A 15,480-nucleotide genomic window follows, 5' to 3' on the forward strand; every position below is an offset into this window, starting at 1 on the left:
ATCAGGAGAAAAACAATGAGCAATGTGCCAAACGAATTGAAATACAGCAAAGAGCACGAGTGGCTGCGTAAAGAAGCTGATGGGACTTACACCGTCGGTATCACCGAGCACGCGCAAGAGCTGCTGGGCGACATGGTGTTTGTTGACCTGCCAGAAGTGGGCGCAACGGTTAGCACTGGCGATGATTGCGCCGTGGCTGAATCTGTCAAAGCGGCTTCTGATATTTACGCGCCAATCAGCGGTGAGATCATCGCAGTTAACACCGAGCTGAGCGATTCACCAGAGCTTATCAACAGCGAGCCGTACGCGGCGGGTTGGATCTTCAAGATCAAAGCGAGCGACGAGTCCGAACTGGATGGTTTGCTGGATGCAACCGCGTACGAAGCTCTGTTAGAAGACGAATAAATCTTTTATCCCCTCATCCTTTCGGGTGAGGGGAAAACACTTCAGGAATCACCGCTCATGACCCAGTCTTTACGTCAGCTTGAAAATCACGAAGCGTTTATCGACCGCCACATTGGACCAAACGCACAGCAGCAACACGAAATGCTGGAGACGGTGGGCGCTCGTTCGTTAAACGAGCTGATCGCTTCGATCGTTCCGGCTGATATCCAGCTTGCCGAGCCACCACAGGTGGGTGAGGCTGCAACTGAATTCGCGGCCCTGGCTGAATTAAAGACCATTGCCAGCCGTAACAAGCGCTTTAAAACGTACATCGGCATGGGTTATACCGCGGTGCAAACTCCGCCGGTGATCCTGCGTAACATGCTGGAAAACCCAGGTTGGTACACCGCGTATACGCCGTATCAACCCGAAGTTTCACAAGGCCGTCTTGAAGCACTGCTCAACTTCCAGCAAGTGACGCTGGACTTGACCGGTCTGGACATCGCCTCCGCATCCCTGCTCGACGAAGCGACCGCTGCCGCAGAAGCGATGGCAATGGCTAAGCGCGTCAGCAAACTGAAAAACGCCAACCGTTTCTTCGTTGCCGCCGACGTCCACCCGCAAACGCTGGACGTGGTTCGCACCCGTGCTGAAACCTTCGGCTTTGACGTGATTGTCGACGACGCCGCCAAAGTGCTGGATCACCAGGATGTGTTTGGTGTGCTGCTGCAACAAGTCGGCACCACCGGCGAAGTCCATGACTACAGCGCCCTGATTACCGAATTGAAAAGCCGTAAAGTCATCGTGAGTGTTGCCGCTGACTTTATGACGCTGGTTCTGCTGACTGCACCGGGCAAACAAGGTGCCGACATCGTATTTGGTTCCGCCCAGCGTTTCGGCGTGCCAATGGGTTACGGCGGCCCACACGCGGCATTCTTTGCGGCGCGTGACGAATTTAAACGCTCCATGCCAGGCCGTATTATCGGCGTTTCCCGCGATGCTGCGGGCCGCACCGCACTGCGCATGGCGATGCAAACTCGCGAGCAACATATCCGCCGCGAAAAAGCGAACTCCAACATTTGTACTTCCCAGGTTCTGCTGGCAAACATCGCCAGCCTGTATGCGGTGTTCCACGGCCCGGCTGGCCTGAAACGCATTGCAGGGCGCATTCATCGCCTGACCGATATTCTGGCTTCTGGCCTGCAACAAAAAGGGCTGGTGCTGCGTCATAAACATTGGTTCGATACACTGTGTGTCGAAGTCACCGATAAAGCCGGTGTGCTGGCACGTGCCGAAGCCAATGAAATCAACCTGCGCAGCGATATCCTCAACGCGGTTGGCATTACGCTTGATGAAGCGACTACCCGCGAAGATGTTCAGGCGCTGTTCACCGTTTTACTGGGTGACAACCACGGCCTGGATATCGACAAACTCGACCAAAACGTGGCGGGCGATAGCCTGTCTGTTCCAAAAGGAATGCTGCGTGAAGATGCGATCCTGACGCATCCGGTATTCAATCGCTATCACAGCGAAACTGAAATGATGCGCTATATGCACTCGCTCGAGCGCAAAGATCTGGCGTTGAATCAGGCGATGATCCCGCTGGGTTCTTGCACCATGAAGCTGAACGCGGCGGCTGAGATGATCCCAATCACCTGGCCGGAATTTGCTGAACTGCACCCGTTCTGCCCGGCAAACCAGGCAGAAGGTTATCACCAGATGATTTCTCAGCTGTCTGACTGGCTGGTGAAACTGACCGGTTACGACGCGCTTTGCATGCAGCCAAACTCAGGCGCGCAGGGTGAATACGCGGGCCTGCTGGCGATTCGTCGCTACCACGAAAGCCGCAACGAAGGCAGTCGTAATCTTTGCCTGATCCCAAGCTCTGCGCACGGGACTAACCCGGCGTCGGCGCAAATGGCGGGCATGGAAGTGGTGGTTGTCGCCTGTGATAAACAAGGCAACATCGATCTTCACGATCTGCGTCTTAAAGCCGAACAGGCAGGCGATGCGCTGTCTTGCATCATGGTGACGTACCCGTCCACCCACGGCGTTTACGAAGAGACAATCCGCGAAGTGTGCCAGATTGTGCATCAGTTCGGCGGCCAGGTTTACCTCGATGGCGCGAACATGAACGCACAGGTGGGGATCACTTCTCCGGGTTATATCGATGCCGATGTTTCACACCTTAACCTGCACAAAACCTTCTGCATTCCACACGGCGGTGGCGGCCCAGGCATGGGGCCAATCGGCGTGAAAGCGCACCTGGCACCGTTTGTTCCAGGGCACAGCGTGGTGCAGATTGAAGAGATGCTGACCCAACAAGGCGCGGTTTCTGCGGCTCCGTTTGGTAGCGCATCGATTCTGCCAATCAGCTGGATGTACATCCGCATGATGGGCGCGCAGGGGCTGAAAAAAGCCAGCCAGGTGGCGATTCTGAATGCGAACTATATTGCGACGCGCCTGAAATCTGCATTCCCGATTCTGTATACCGGGCGCAGTGGGCACGTGGCGCACGAATGTATTTTGGATATTCGTCCGCTCAAAGAAGAGACCGGTATTAGCGAGCTGGATATTGCTAAGCGCCTGATTGACTTCGGTTTCCACGCACCAACCATGTCGTTCCCGGTGGCGGGTACGCTGATGGTTGAGCCAACCGAATCTGAAAGCAAACTGGAACTGGATCGCTTTATCGATGCGATGCTGACTATCCGCACTGAAATCGACCGCGTGGCGCGTGGTGAATGGCCGCTGGAAGATAACCCGCTGGTTAACGCACCGCACACCCAGGACGAAATCGTGGCTGACTGGACGCACCCGTACACCCGCGAACTGGCGGTGTTCCCGACAGGTCATGGCAACAAATACTGGCCGACCGTGAAACGCCTGGACGATGTGTTCGGCGACCGCAATCTGTTCTGTTCTTGCGTGCCGATGAGCGAATATCAGTAAGTTCTAAAACAACCCTCACCCTGGCCCTCTCCCTGATGGAGAGGGAATGGTCTGGTTTTCTCCTTCTCCTGGGGGTATGGGATAGCCCTATTTTCTCCCTCTCCTGGGGGATATGGGATAGTCCGGTTTGCTCCCTCTCCTGGGGGAGAGGGTTGGGGTGAGGGGTTCCAGGAGGTAAAATGTCCGTCGCATTAGTCACCGGTGGCAGCCGTGGAATCGGCCGAGCCACCGCCATCCTGCTGGCGCAATCCGGCTACAAAGTCGTCGTTAACTTCCTGCAAAACAAACAAGCCGCTGATGAAGTCGTCAGCATTATTCGTGCCCACAGCGGCGAGGCGATAGCCATCAAAGCGGATATTGCCGACGAGCTACAAGTGATGGCGATGTTCGCAGAAATCGACAAGGTTTACGGCCCCGTTACCGCATTGGTCAACAACGCCGGGATATTGTTCCAACAATCGACCATCGAAGAATTAACGGCCGAGCGCATCAACCGCGTGCTAGTCACCAACGTCACGGGCTATTTTCTATGCTGCCGTGAAGCGGTAAAACGCATGGCGTTTCGTCACGGCGGGAACGGTGGGGCGATTGTTAACGTCTCGTCGGCAGCGTCACGTTTAGGTGCGCCGGGTGAATACGTCGATTACGCAGCGTCAAAAGGCGCGGTGGATACGCTAACCATCGGGCTTTCTCTGGAAGTCGCCGCGCAGGGCATTCGCGTTAATGGCGTACGTCCTGGCTTAATTTATACCGACATCCACGCATCGGGCGGCGAGGCCGGGCGCGTTGATCGCGTAAAAGATCTGTTGCCGATGAAACGCGGCGGGCAACCGGAAGAAGTGGCGGAAGCCATCGTCTGGCTTCTTAGTGATAAAGCCTCGTACGTGACAGGCAGTTTTCTCGATTTGGCTGGCGGAAAATAAAAAAGGGCCGTCGCCTGAAATTACAGGAGACGGCCATTATCCTGGTGCTGGCTTAGACGATTATTTTTTACCCATTTCGTCTTTGGCCATATTATCTTTAGCCATACCGTCCTTAGACATGGAATCTTTAGACATGGAATCTTTCTTCATTCCGTCTTTAGCCATGCAGTCTTTCTTCATGCTATCTTTCGAACAGTCATGGGACATTTTCCCCATGTTGTCTTTAGACATATTATCTTTCGCCATATTATCGGCAGCATTTGCACCGGCAACACCAAAGAATAAAGCCGAGCACATCAGAGCAGTGTAGAGTTTTTTCATTTTGTATTTCCTCGTCGTTTTAATCAGTAGGGGTTTAACTTCCGCCGAACCAGTTATAACCCTGATCCTCCCAATAACCTCCGGGATAGCGGTTGGTGACTTCTATAACTTGAATATGTTTTGGGTTTTTATATCCCAACTTAGTAGGCATTCTTAGCTTCATCGGAAAGCCATATTTACGCGGCAATATTTCACCATCGTAAGTCAGTGCAATAATGGTTTGTGGATGTAGTGCCGTCGCCATATCAATACTGGTGTAGTAGTCGTCAGCACATTTAAAACTCACATAACGGGCATTTAAATCAGCACCGATACCTTTAAGGAATAAAGAAAATGGTACGCCACCCCATTTGCCAATGGCGCTCCAACCTTCGACACAGATGTGACGAGTCACCTGGCTAACCTGCGCCATCTGGTGAAGTTGCGCCAGTGTCCACGGGCGTTTATCGGCTACTAACCCGGCAACCTCAAGACGATAATCATCACCATTAATCGTCGGCGCTTCGTCCTCACTATAAAAAGCATTAAACGGGAAGGGACGCGTCATCATACTTTCTGGATAAACCGGAGCCAGATCGTTGGCATTAAATAACCAGCCCTGAACCCGGTCGTTAAATCTTGAAATATTGCTTAGCGTTGATTCGACGGATTCATTATCACTAATATCGCAGCCCGTTAGCATCATTAATCCGCCAAGCGTTAGCCCTTGCTTTAAAAAACGACGGCGACCTTCGGACGATAACTGTTTATTAATTTCTTGAGTCGCATCCTGAATAATGGCGGCTTTGTCGGAATCAGAAAAAATCTTGTTATTATTACTCATGGTTTTTCCTTAGCGTCCGCGTAGCATAGCAAGCAAAGTTTTTGGAACCAGCGCCACCATAATCAAATGAATAACCACAAACCCAACCATTCCAGACATTGCAAAGAAGTGAATAAGGCGTGCGCTTTCATAACTGCCGAGCAATTCTCGTAATAAAGGGAATTGCACCGATTTCCACACCACAAAACCCGAACACACCAGAACGATCCCATCGATCATCACAAACAGATAAGCCAATTTTTGCACGGTGTTGTAATGGTTAAGATCGTTATGCGCGAGCTTCCCGCGCAGTGCGGAAATAAAATCATTGATTAACTCTCCCGGTGACAGCGGCCAGAATTTGCGTTTCAGGCGGCCACTGAAAATATTCATCAGCAGGTAAATCACGCCATTAATGCCGAATAACCACATCCCCGCAAAATGCCACTGCAACGCACCGCCTAACCAACCGCCGAGCGTTAACTCATTTGGAAAGCTGAAATCAAACAGAGGCGAAGCGTTATAAATTCGCCAGCCGCTGGTCACCATAATCAGCATGGCAAGTGCATTCAGCCAGTGGCAGAGCCTCAGCCATAATGGATGCACTATGGCGGGTTTAACCTGAAACGTTGGCGTATCCATCGTTTTATTTCCGGTTATTGCGTTGAAATCAGTGTGGCTTAAATCTGTTCGCCAAAGTCTCACCAAAAGTTAAATTAAATGTGATAACTCCACGTCGGTTTGTTGTATAGACTTCTGGTAACAGACGGAAATAAGGCGGAGTCATGAAGCCCAAAAAGTTATTAATCGTTGAGGATGACGAAAACATTGCAGAACTTCTGCAACTGCATTTGCGTGAAGAAGGCTATGAAATTGTCCATGCGGCCGATGGTTCGCAGGGCCTGGAATTGCTTAAGCAAGGGGGATGGGATGCCTTGATTCTGGATCTTATGCTGCCCGGCGTTGATGGCCTGGAAATATGTCGCCATGCGCGCACCATGACGCGCTATACGCCGATCGTGATGATCAGCGCGCGCTCAAGCGAAACGCATCGGGTTTTGGGGTTGGAATTGGGCGCGGATGATTATCTGGCAAAACCGTTTTCTATGCTGGAGTTGGTGGCGCGTGTCAAAGCGCTGTTTCGCCGCCAGGAAGCAATGAGCCAAAACCTGATGCAAGATGCAGGAACGCTCACTTTTGAACGGCTGACTATCGACCCGCTGGCGCGTGATGTGCGTTTACGAAATCAGCCGGTGGAACTGACGCCACGCGAATTTGATTTGCTGTGGTTCTTTGCCAAACATCCCGGCAAAGTTTTTTCGCGCCTTAATTTGCTCAATCAGGTTTGGGGATATCAGCACGAAGGCTACGAACACACGGTTAACACCCATATCAACCGTTTGCGCATCAAGATTGAAGATAACCCCGCAGAGCCGGAATTTATTCTCACGGTGTGGGGTAAAGGGTATAAATTCATCGCACCTCGACACGAGTAAACCATGCGAAAACTCACGCTTTCTCAGCGCCTGACTTTGGTTTTTGCGTTGCTGCTGATCACCTCCTGTTCATTGCTGGGGTGGCTGCAAATCCGCACCAGCACGCAGTACAGCCAGGCGGTAATACAACAACTTTCTGGTTCGCTCGCTGAGCACATCAACCAAAGTTATCCACTGCTTGGGCAAGATGGCCTGAACACGGATTCTGTGCGCAGTCTGTTTGACCATCTGATGACGGTAAATCCCAGCGTTGAGGTTTATCTTCTTGATAAAAATGGCAATATCATTGGTGATGCGGCACCGCCGAATCATATCAAACGCCACCGCATTGATTTAAAGCCGATTCAGGCCACGCTTGATAAACAACCGTTCCCTATTTACGGCGACGACCCCCGTAGCCCTGATGGCAAAAAAGTATTTAGCGTCGCACCGATGCAGCAAAACGGCGAAGTTATGGGCTATTTGTACATCATTTTATTGGGCGAAAATTACAACGCCCTGGCAAGTGATGCGCGATTTAACACCATCTCAAAAGTGGTTCTGCTGACTATTGGCCTGATTGCCTTACTGGGGCTGATTGTCGGTGGCCTGGCGTTTCGTTGGATCACGCGGCCATTGCGTTCGCTCTCACGCCAGGTGAATGCGCTGGAAACCGGCGGTATGGCTGAAATGCAGGCGATGGCGGCGCTACCGCTGGATAAAAACCACAGTAACGACGAAATCAGCCTGCTGCGCCAGGGCGTTATCTCGATGGCGCGTCGCATTTCAGAACAGTGGCATCGGCTTTCCCAACAAGATCAGCTACGTCGTGAATTTATTGCCAATATTTCCCATGACTTACGCACGCCGTTGACCTCAATGCATGGTTATCTGGAAAGTTTATCGGTAATGTCGGCGACGCTTTCGGAAGCTGAGAAAAAGCGTTATCTGGAAATCGCATTAGCGCAAAGCCAGAAAGTCCGCACCCTTGCGCAATCGCTGTTTGAATTAGCGCGTCTGGAATATGGCGTAGTGAAGCCACAAAAAGAACGTTTTTGCCTTGGTGAATTATTGCAGGATGTCTTCCAGAAATTTGAATTGATGACGCAAACGCGGCAACTCCAGTTGGTTGCTGATATCCAGCCCGGTTTGCCGCTAATCGATGCGGATTTGGGGATGATTGAGCGGGTATTAACGAATTTGCTGGATAACGCGATTCGCCATACGCCGGAGCAGGGAACCGTTGCCGTCCGCTTGTGGAAAGACGGCGAAAAAGTGATGGTGCAGATTAGCGATAACGGGCCGGGGATTCCGCAGGAACTTAAAGAAGGTCTGTTTGTACGCCCGTCGATTGTGAGCCAGTCACACGTCAGAGTCGGCGGTTTAGGGTTGATGATTGTGCGCCAGATGTTGCAGCTTCATGGCAGCGATATCGCGCTGGTGGAAAGACCGGAAAGCGGGGCTTGCTTCCGTTTTGGGCTTCCGGTCTAAACCGCAAATACTCATTTTTAGAGTATTTGCGGTCGCTGAATGGCTGAACTTATTTCTGCCAGGCGGGTGTCACCGGCCTGTCTTCCTGATCGTCAACCGGATTACTGATACCCCCGTTTGCGCGCCGTTCGGCAAGCAAACGGGTCACTTCTTCATGTTTATCCTCTGTAAAATCAAAGAACCAGATAAACCCAATACGAATAAGCGAGCCGATGGCTGGCAGCAAACTAATGCCAAAAAACAGCCCGTTAAGCACACCTTCAGTTTGTGACGCGGCTTGTGGCACATAACCAATTAGCGTCAGATAGACACCAATTAATCCGCCGCCGACCGCGACCGACATTTTGCCGGTAAAAGTCTGCCCGGAAAACGTAATTGCTGCGCAGCGCTTATTGGTGTGGTATTCCGCATATTCGATTGTGTCGACGATCATGGCCGAGGTAAATAGATTGCTCATCATGACAAAAAGCGTACTCAGGCCAAGCAAAATAAACAGTACCGCCAGGCTTTGATAACCAGCAAACCACAGCACAATACGCACCAGAATATCCAGGCAGCAAAGCGCAATAAATAAGGTGCGTTTTTTATAATGCCGCGTCAGGAGTGGGGCTAATAAACAAGCCAGTGCCGCCAGAATTCCCATTACACCAATTGCCGCCTGTAACCCGCCATCACCCATATTATAAATAAAGAAGTAGATATAAATGCCGTTGGCAATATTGTGCAGTACGCAAAAGAAGAAGGCTGCGAGCACGAAGAATAAGGGTTTGTTGTGCCGTAAATTCCGGAAAGTATCGCGTATAGTGACTTTCTCACCACTCGGCGGGACGCGCTCTTTCACATTAAAGAAGCCATTAATCATTAACAACATGCCGATGACCATCATCACCAGTACCGCCATAAAATAGCCGTGGTCGCTGGAGTAGGGTGCGAAAAATGCAGTCAAACGTGGGAAGAAAATATTGGCGCAGGCAATCCCTGCGTTGACGCCAAGCACCGCTGCGGTCACCGCTTTGGTTCGTTCTCTCGGTTCGCTACTCATCACCGATGACATTGACCAGAAAGGAATATCAGAGATAGCGTACAGCGTGCCCCATAGAATATAGGTCGCTCCGGCGTAAAGAATTTTGGTACTGGTTGGTGCGTCAATATTATAAAACGACGCCAGTGTCATTAAGGTAATCAGCAACGGTGCGATAAGCATGAAATGACGGAATTTACCGAAGCGGGTGTTCATCGTGTCCATAATACTGGCGAAGAAGGGATCGTGAATCGCATCCCAGGCGCGAGCAATCAAGAAAATTGTGCTGGCGGCTAAAGCGGAAATACCCAGTACATCGGTGTAAAAGTAATTGATGAATGAGCCGACCAGGCCAAAACTAAAACACTGTCCTAAACCATAACCAAAATAAGACCACAATTCTTTTGAAGGTATTTTCATTGCCATTGTCATGGAATCAACCTCAGCCTTCCCCGGCTAATTAACCAGGGAAGCTATTATTATCATTTTGTAGGGGGCGGTGAATTAAGCTCTGTGATGTAACCCAACTTTGCAGAGCCGGGCGACCAGATCCATTTCCGCTTTGCGGAAAGGAATACCGTGTTCATCAAATACGTCGTGGAACCAAAGATGCGCGTAATCTTCGCGTTTTTGTACCACCACCGGCCACGGCATATACGTCTGAGTTTTACCGCGCACCAGTCCCCATTGATACGGCACCACATTGCAGGCATGCATCAACGGCAACTGCTCTTCAAAAGTGCTGCCGACATGGCGTGCCAGCCATTCGGTGCACATTAACGGGCGACCAAACTGTTCGACGTAACGCAACACCCGCACCATTTTGGCGGTGCCAATATACGCATGGAAACTGACAATATCGGAGAGGGCTAAGGCGGCCTGATCAATAGGATGCTGGTAAATTTCATTATCGGGCTGATCAGGGTCGAGAGGCAGATGCCACGCGCCAATAGTCAGCGGTTGCGAAGGGTTTTCATCACGCGCCCATTTAAAGGTTTGGGTCATGAGTTCCAGAGCAAAATGTTCCAGTTTTTCATCGTAAAACACTTCCTCGACGCCACTGGCGAATGTTCCACGATTACCCGGCTCGTTATACAAATCCCAGACAATAATGCGAGGATCATCGCGGAAGGTGCGGATAACATCACGCACATAGCTTTCTATTTGCGGCCAGACTTCTGGATTGCAGACTTTATCGCGCCCAGGACTCGCCGCCGCCTGGCTATTATGCTTGCCGGGGATCGGGGCTTTTTGCTGACCCAGATAAGGCTCATCCCCTGAAAAACCACAATCGTCCATTAATGTCAGCATTACGCGCAGCTCGTGCTTTTTAGCGATATCAAGGAAGGTATTGATGCGCTGAAAAAGCCCGTCGCGGTCGTGCTGCCAGACGATAAACGGCAAATTAATGCGTAGCGTGTTGTAACCGGCTTCATGCGCCCAGCCTAATTCTTCGTCAATAGTGGGCGCATCAAACGTTTCTGCTTGCCAGATATCTGTCCAGTTCACCGCCGTTCTGGGCAAATAGTTAAACCCGCACATCCAACCCTGCTGCTGATACCACGCGTTAATTTGTTCTTTCGTCCATTGCTGTCGCATCGTTTTCACCTCATCAAATGGTTGCTAATAACTATTAGCTAATATTTATTAGCTGGTGCGATTTTGAGCAAGGATACGCCGTGAAAATTGCAATGCCGATCACAATTCAACCAAACCCGAGTCAACTCAACGTGATGATAAACACGTTATGCTATAGTCGCTGCGGGCAGAATTCGGGTGGCTAACACGATGGAAAAGAAAAACAAAATCACCATGACCGACGTTGCGCGCGAGGCAGGAGTTTCGCAGGCGACGGTTTCACTGATTCTGAATAATGCCAAAAGCATTAAGCTCAGCGAGGAGACGCGGCAGCGCGTGATTGCCACCGCCGTGGCACTGGGATACAAAAAAATTGCCGCGCCTCACAAGCCAGAAGGGCAGGAAGAAATTGCCATTCTGATGAATGCCATGCCGAGTTATGATCCGTTTGTTGACGCACTTTGCCAGGCTCGGGATGCCGCCTGGCGCAGTGATACGTTGCTGACGATTTATGATTACGGCGACGATTGCGAACTCGCGCTGCGTATTATCAAACAGCTTGAACAGCGCAGTTGTATCGGGATTATTCTGGCTTCACCCGTCACCAGCCCCATTGATTTTTCAGTCTTTTCAGGCTGCACAGCATTGCCGATGGTGCTCTTAAACGTTTATGACAGCACTTATCCACTCCAGCCCACCTTTTTACCCGATGATTACGCGAATGCATTACAGGTGACTCACCATCTGATTGAGCAGGGCGCAACCCGCATCGCACATATCATGGGTGACGAATGGATGGATGCTTCGCAGCAGCGTCTCGCGGGTTACAAAGCCGCACTGACGCGTGCCGGGCTTGAGTTCGATGAACAACTGGTGATGAAAACCAACTGGCAAATTGATGAGACATATCACGCGATTAGCCGGATGATGCAACTTGCCTCACCGCCGGATGCGATTTTTTGCTCAAGTGACTGGATGACCATCGGTTGTTATCAGGCGCTGGCGGCAATGCAAATTGCAGTGCCGAAAGATGTGCTGGTGGCAGGGTATGACGACCAACGAATTGCGGATCAACTGATCCCGAAATTGACGAGCGTTCAATTGCCTTATACCGAACTGGGCCGCATGGCGGTTGAGTATCTTTGCCAGGGTGAAGATAACGTCACGCATGTGCGCATGGTGGGGAAGTTGAGAATCCGCGCTTCCACGCAGCGTTAATCCTGAGTGCATAAAAAAAGCACCCGCTTTCGATAGCCGGTGCTTTTTTTACGTTGGGGTTTGTTAGATATTTTCGCCGTTGCTGGCAATCACTTCTTTGTACCAGTTAAAGCTCTTCTTACGCGAGCGAGACATATCGCCCGTGCCGTCGTCGTGCTTGTTAACGTAGATAAAACCGTAGCGTTTGTTGTACTGACCGGTGGTGAATGACACGCAGTCGATGCAGCCCCACGGCGTGTAGCCCATCAGATCCACGCCATCGTAAGTCACGGCTTTCATCATTTCTGCAACGTGTGCGCGCAGATAATCAATGCGGTAATCATCGTTGATGGAGCCGTCTTCTTCGACGGTATCGTAGGCACCAAAACCGTTTTCGACGATAAACAGCGGCTTCTGGTAACGCTCGTACAGTTCGCACAGCGCGTAACGCAGGCCAACCGGGTCAATCTGCCAGCCCCAATCGGACGCTTTAACGTGTGGGTTTGGCACGCTGCCCTGGAACCCAGATAGCGCATCGCCAGTGCCGCCGTCGGCTTTCACCGCGTTGGTCATGTAGTAGCTGAACCCAAGGTAATCGCATACGCCTTCACGCAGGATTTGCTCGTCGCCCGCTTCCATTTTGATGTTGAATTCGCGGCGTTCCCACTCGTTCAATACATAAGATGGGTAGTAACCGCGCAATTGCACGTCGGTAAACACATAACGCTCACGCATGGATTCTTGCGCATACATCTGATCTTCTGGCTTACAGGAGAACGGATACAGCGGCACCATCGCCAGCATGCAGCCGATTTGCATTTCAGGGTTGATGCGATGACCAATCTTCACCGCCAGGGCGCTTGCCACAAACTGATGATGCAGCACCTGGTACATCACTTCTTCCGGATTGTCGTGCTCGGTATAAACCACGCCGGAGCAGCAATAACCGAACAGCGGCGCGCGCCAGTTACGCTGGTTATTAATCTCGTTAAAGGTCATCCAGTATTTCACTTTGCTCTTGTAGCGTTCAAACACCACTTCGGCAAAACGAACAAAGAAATCGACCACTTTACGGTTAGTCCAGCCACCGTATTCAGTCACCAGATAATGCGGCATTTCAAAGTGGGAGAGGGTGATAACTGGCTCGATGTTGTATTTCAGCAGCTCATCGAACATATCGTCGTAGAATTTCAGCCCTTCTTCGTTCGGTTGCAGTTCATCGCCTTTCGGGAAAATACGCGTCCAGGCAATCGAAGTACGGAAGCATTTGAAGCCCATCTCGGCAAACAGCGCGATGTCTTCTTTATAACGACCATGGAAATCAATGGCTTCGTGGTTTGGGTAAAATTTGCCAGGGACAACTTCCTGAGTGATTTCGCGTGGCACGCCGTGTGAGCCACCCGTCAGCACGTCACAAATACTTGGGCCTTTGCCTTCTTTGTTCCAGCCGCCTTCAACCTGATGAGCCGCAACCGCGCCGCCCCATAAAAAGTCTTTTGGTAAAGTCAGTTTTTTCATATTTTGTCATCTCACTGTCAGTGCCAGAAATAATGTGGGATACATCACAAAATGGCAGCGCGTTAATAAGCTCTGTTCTGGAGTCTAACAAATGAGATTTTATTGTCACGATATAACAAATCACGGTTTATGTGATTTGTTACATGCAAAAAACAGGGCGTTTTTTTATGCCATTTTTTTAGCCAGTTTGCGGCCAATGGTTTCTAGAATATAAATAACGGGGATTTGTGTGGTGATGTCATAAACTCCACCAACGCGCGTAAGCGGAATATGCCAGGAGATATTAAAGTCAGCGAGCTTAGCCAGCGCTGAGTTTTCGTGGCTGGTGATGGAGAGCACTTTGCAGTTGTGCAGGCTGAACTGGCTGGCAAAGCGCAGGATCTCTTCGGTTTCACCGGAAACGGAGAGCACAATCGCCAGCGCGTTTTTCGCCATATCATTAGTGACCGGGAAATAAGGGTCGTCAATATGGTTACTAAATTTTCCGACATTAGAAAAGAAGCGAGCGCCATATTTTGCTAATGCACCGGATGTGCCAGCGCCAACAAATATAATTCGTTCTGACGAACAAATAATATCAACGGCCTGGTCAATTAAACTATCAAACTCTTCATTGTTGGTACTTTTAAAAAAGCTGATAATTTCACTTGGGCCAAAATTAACTAACTGCTCGTCATTTTGTTCAAGATATAATTTAAAGCGCACACGGAACTCAGAATATCCTTCGCAGTTTAATTTACGGCAAAAGCGCAGCACCGTGGTGGTGGACACGCCCGCCGCATCGGCCAGTTCGCGAATAGTCATGTACATCACTTTGTCGCGGTTTTTGATGACAAAGTTATAGACCATCATTTCCAGGCCATTAAGCCCGGCAATTGCTGCATGAGTGAACATTAAATTAACCAGCCTTTTTCTTGCGCTGAAGGGTGATGACTGGCGACATCATGCCATATTTCACCACAGCTTTCGCCCTCGCAGGCACGTCATCCGCCAGGCAAATGTGGCGGAGCTGTATAAGTAGGGTTATCAACTCTGATGGATTTATTTTAGCGTACAGGTGTTAGCTGAAATCATTCTCAGCTATTCTAGCTGCGAAGCATTTTCACTCTTTGTCTTACCGGGAGTTACCCTATGGCTGACAAACCATTGATCACGAAAGGATATTCACTGGCAGAGGAAGTCGCCAACAGTATTAGCCACGGTATTGGGCTGGTGTTCGGGATTGTCGGGCTGGTTTTGTTACTGGTACAGGCGGTAGAAAGCAACGCGAGTGTGACGGCGATAACCAGTTATAGCTTGTACGGCGGCAGCATGATTTTGCTGTTTCTTGCTTCAACGCTGTATCACGCCATCCCACACAAGCGCGCCAAACCCTGGCTGAAGAAATTTGACCACTGCGCAATTTATTTGCTGATAGCCGGGACGTACACGCCATTTTTACTCGTTGGGCTGGATTCGCCTTTGGCACGCGGGTTGATGGTGGTGATTTGGGGACTGGCGCTGGCGGGGGTTCTCTTCAAGCTCACCATCGCGCACCGCTTCAAGATTTTATCGCTCGTCACTTATTTATTGATGGGCTGGTTATCGCTGGTGGTGATTTACCAGATGGTGATTAAACTTGCGCCGGGCAGCGTCACGTTGCTGGCGGCAGGCGGCATCATTTACTCTTTGGGCGTTATTTTCTACGTCTGCAAACGCATCCCGTATAACCACGCCATCTGGCACGGTTTTGTACTCGGCGGCAGCGTTTGCCACTTCCTGGCGATTTATTTATACATTCATTAATTACTGATATTCATCAAGTCATACCCTAAATAA

General features: G+C 50.5%; 14 protein-coding genes. 7 read left to right on the forward strand and 7 right to left on the reverse strand.

Translation table 11 applies throughout. From position 1 onward, the window contains the following. Positions 1 to 15: 15 nt before the first annotated feature. The 3 genes from gcvH (at position 16) to D6029_RS11580 (ending at position 4,259) form a co-directional block, all read left to right on the forward strand. A complete protein-coding gene (gene gcvH, locus D6029_RS11570; RefSeq protein WP_120064897.1) occupies positions 16 to 405 on the forward strand; it encodes a glycine cleavage system protein GcvH in 390 nt (129 codons plus the stop codon). Between the two features lie 57 nt (positions 406 to 462). Next, entirely contained in the window at positions 463 to 3,336 is a 2,874-nt protein-coding gene (gene gcvP / locus D6029_RS11575; protein WP_120064898.1) for an aminomethyl-transferring glycine dehydrogenase, read from the forward strand. 179 nt (positions 3,337 to 3,515) lie between these two features. Then, positions 3,516 to 4,259, forward strand: coding sequence for an SDR family oxidoreductase (locus D6029_RS11580; protein ID WP_120064899.1), 744 nt, complete (start codon positions 3,516 to 3,518; stop codon positions 4,257 to 4,259). A 60-nt stretch (positions 4,260 to 4,319) separates the two neighbouring features. Here the strand turns inward: D6029_RS11580 and D6029_RS11585 are convergent, their stop codons facing one another. From D6029_RS11585 to D6029_RS11595, 3 genes are read right to left on the reverse strand one after another with little or no spacing between them, the layout of a single operon-like run. Next, on the reverse strand, positions 4,320 to 4,580 hold the full coding sequence (locus D6029_RS11585) for a pentapeptide MXKDX repeat protein (RefSeq protein ID WP_120064900.1): 261 nt from the start codon (positions 4,578 to 4,580) through the stop codon (positions 4,320 to 4,322). Between the two features lie 34 nt (positions 4,581 to 4,614). Further along, complete coding sequence (locus D6029_RS11590) at positions 4,615 to 5,403, reverse strand: molybdopterin-dependent oxidoreductase (RefSeq protein WP_120064901.1); 789 nt, start codon at positions 5,401 to 5,403, stop codon at positions 4,615 to 4,617. A gap of 9 nt (positions 5,404 to 5,412) precedes the next feature. Beyond that, entirely contained in the window at positions 5,413 to 6,024 is a 612-nt protein-coding gene (locus tag D6029_RS11595) for a cytochrome b/b6 domain-containing protein (protein WP_120064902.1), read from the reverse strand. Positions 6,025 to 6,167: 143 nt separating this feature from the next. On the opposite strand from D6029_RS11595, the gene D6029_RS11600 reads away from it, so the two are divergent. Continuing rightward, positions 6,168 to 6,878 (forward strand): response regulator transcription factor, encoded by a 711-nt coding sequence (locus D6029_RS11600; protein ID WP_120064903.1) that lies wholly within the window; start codon positions 6,168 to 6,170, stop codon positions 6,876 to 6,878. 3 nt (positions 6,879 to 6,881) lie between these two features. Further along, entirely contained in the window at positions 6,882 to 8,348 is a 1,467-nt protein-coding gene (locus D6029_RS11605; protein WP_120064904.1) for a sensor histidine kinase, read from the forward strand. 49 nt (positions 8,349 to 8,397) lie between these two features. On the opposite strand, the gene D6029_RS11610 is transcribed toward D6029_RS11605, so the two are convergent. Both D6029_RS11610 and D6029_RS11615 read right to left on the reverse strand, forming a co-directional pair. Beyond that, positions 8,398 to 9,801, reverse strand: a complete 1,404-nt coding sequence (locus D6029_RS11610; protein ID WP_120064905.1) for an MFS transporter — start codon at positions 9,799 to 9,801, stop codon at positions 8,398 to 8,400. 72 nt (positions 9,802 to 9,873) lie between these two features. Then, positions 9,874 to 10,968: a cellulase family glycosylhydrolase gene (locus tag D6029_RS11615; protein WP_120064906.1), complete on the reverse strand. Its 1,095-nt coding sequence runs from the start codon at positions 10,966 to 10,968 to the stop codon at positions 9,874 to 9,876. 189 nt (positions 10,969 to 11,157) lie between these two features. Between D6029_RS11615 and D6029_RS11620 the strand changes: the two genes are divergently transcribed. Next, a complete protein-coding gene (locus D6029_RS11620; RefSeq protein WP_120064907.1) occupies positions 11,158 to 12,165 on the forward strand; it encodes a LacI family DNA-binding transcriptional regulator in 1,008 nt (335 codons plus the stop codon). 63 nt (positions 12,166 to 12,228) lie between these two features. Here D6029_RS11620 and D6029_RS11625 read toward each other — a convergent pair whose 3' ends face one another. After that, on the reverse strand, positions 12,229 to 13,662 hold the full coding sequence (locus D6029_RS11625) for a 6-phospho-beta-glucosidase (protein ID WP_120064908.1): 1,434 nt from the start codon (positions 13,660 to 13,662) through the stop codon (positions 12,229 to 12,231). A 165-nt stretch (positions 13,663 to 13,827) separates the two neighbouring features. Continuing rightward, positions 13,828 to 14,556 carry a MurR/RpiR family transcriptional regulator gene (locus D6029_RS11630; RefSeq protein WP_120064909.1) on the reverse strand — a complete coding sequence of 243 codons (729 nt, stop codon included), beginning with the start codon at positions 14,554 to 14,556 and terminating at the stop codon, positions 13,828 to 13,830. 237 nt (positions 14,557 to 14,793) lie between these two features. Between D6029_RS11630 and trhA the strand changes: the two genes are divergently transcribed. Then, positions 14,794 to 15,447 carry a PAQR family membrane homeostasis protein TrhA gene (trhA, locus tag D6029_RS11635; RefSeq protein WP_120064910.1) on the forward strand — a complete coding sequence of 218 codons (654 nt, stop codon included), beginning with the start codon at positions 14,794 to 14,796 and terminating at the stop codon, positions 15,445 to 15,447. The last annotated feature ends 33 nt before the right edge of the window (positions 15,448 to 15,480 follow it).

The sequence above is a fragment of the Buttiauxella izardii genome (assembly GCF_003601925.1).
Taxonomy (GTDB): Bacteria; Pseudomonadota; Gammaproteobacteria; order Enterobacterales; family Enterobacteriaceae; genus Buttiauxella; species Buttiauxella izardii.

Excerpts from the sequence above, each read along its gene's own strand:
- gcvH (WP_120064897.1), top strand. The coding sequence starts at position 16 with ATGAGCAATGTGCCAAACGAATTGAAATACAGCAAAGAGCACGAGTGG.
- gcvP (WP_120064898.1), top strand. The coding sequence starts at position 463 with ATGACCCAGTCTTTACGTCAGCTTGAAAATCACGAAGCGTTTATCGAC.
- D6029_RS11580 (WP_120064899.1), top strand. The coding sequence starts at position 3,516 with ATGTCCGTCGCATTAGTCACCGGTGGCAGCCGTGGAATCGGCCGAGCC.
- D6029_RS11585 (WP_120064900.1), bottom strand. The coding sequence starts at position 4,580 with ATGAAAAAACTCTACACTGCTCTGATGTGCTCGGCTTTATTCTTTGGT.
- D6029_RS11590 (WP_120064901.1), bottom strand. The coding sequence starts at position 5,403 with ATGAGTAATAATAACAAGATTTTTTCTGATTCCGACAAAGCCGCCATT.
- D6029_RS11595 (WP_120064902.1), bottom strand. The coding sequence starts at position 6,024 with ATGGATACGCCAACGTTTCAGGTTAAACCCGCCATAGTGCATCCATTA.
- D6029_RS11600 (WP_120064903.1), top strand. The coding sequence starts at position 6,168 with ATGAAGCCCAAAAAGTTATTAATCGTTGAGGATGACGAAAACATTGCA.
- D6029_RS11605 (WP_120064904.1), top strand. The coding sequence starts at position 6,882 with ATGCGAAAACTCACGCTTTCTCAGCGCCTGACTTTGGTTTTTGCGTTG.
- D6029_RS11610 (WP_120064905.1), bottom strand. The coding sequence starts at position 9,801 with ATGACAATGGCAATGAAAATACCTTCAAAAGAATTGTGGTCTTATTTT.
- D6029_RS11615 (WP_120064906.1), bottom strand. The coding sequence starts at position 10,968 with ATGCGACAGCAATGGACGAAAGAACAAATTAACGCGTGGTATCAGCAG.
- D6029_RS11620 (WP_120064907.1), top strand. The coding sequence starts at position 11,158 with ATGGAAAAGAAAAACAAAATCACCATGACCGACGTTGCGCGCGAGGCA.
- D6029_RS11625 (WP_120064908.1), bottom strand. The coding sequence starts at position 13,662 with ATGAAAAAACTGACTTTACCAAAAGACTTTTTATGGGGCGGCGCGGTT.
- D6029_RS11630 (WP_120064909.1), bottom strand. The coding sequence starts at position 14,556 with ATGTTCACTCATGCAGCAATTGCCGGGCTTAATGGCCTGGAAATGATG.
- trhA (WP_120064910.1), top strand. The coding sequence starts at position 14,794 with ATGGCTGACAAACCATTGATCACGAAAGGATATTCACTGGCAGAGGAA.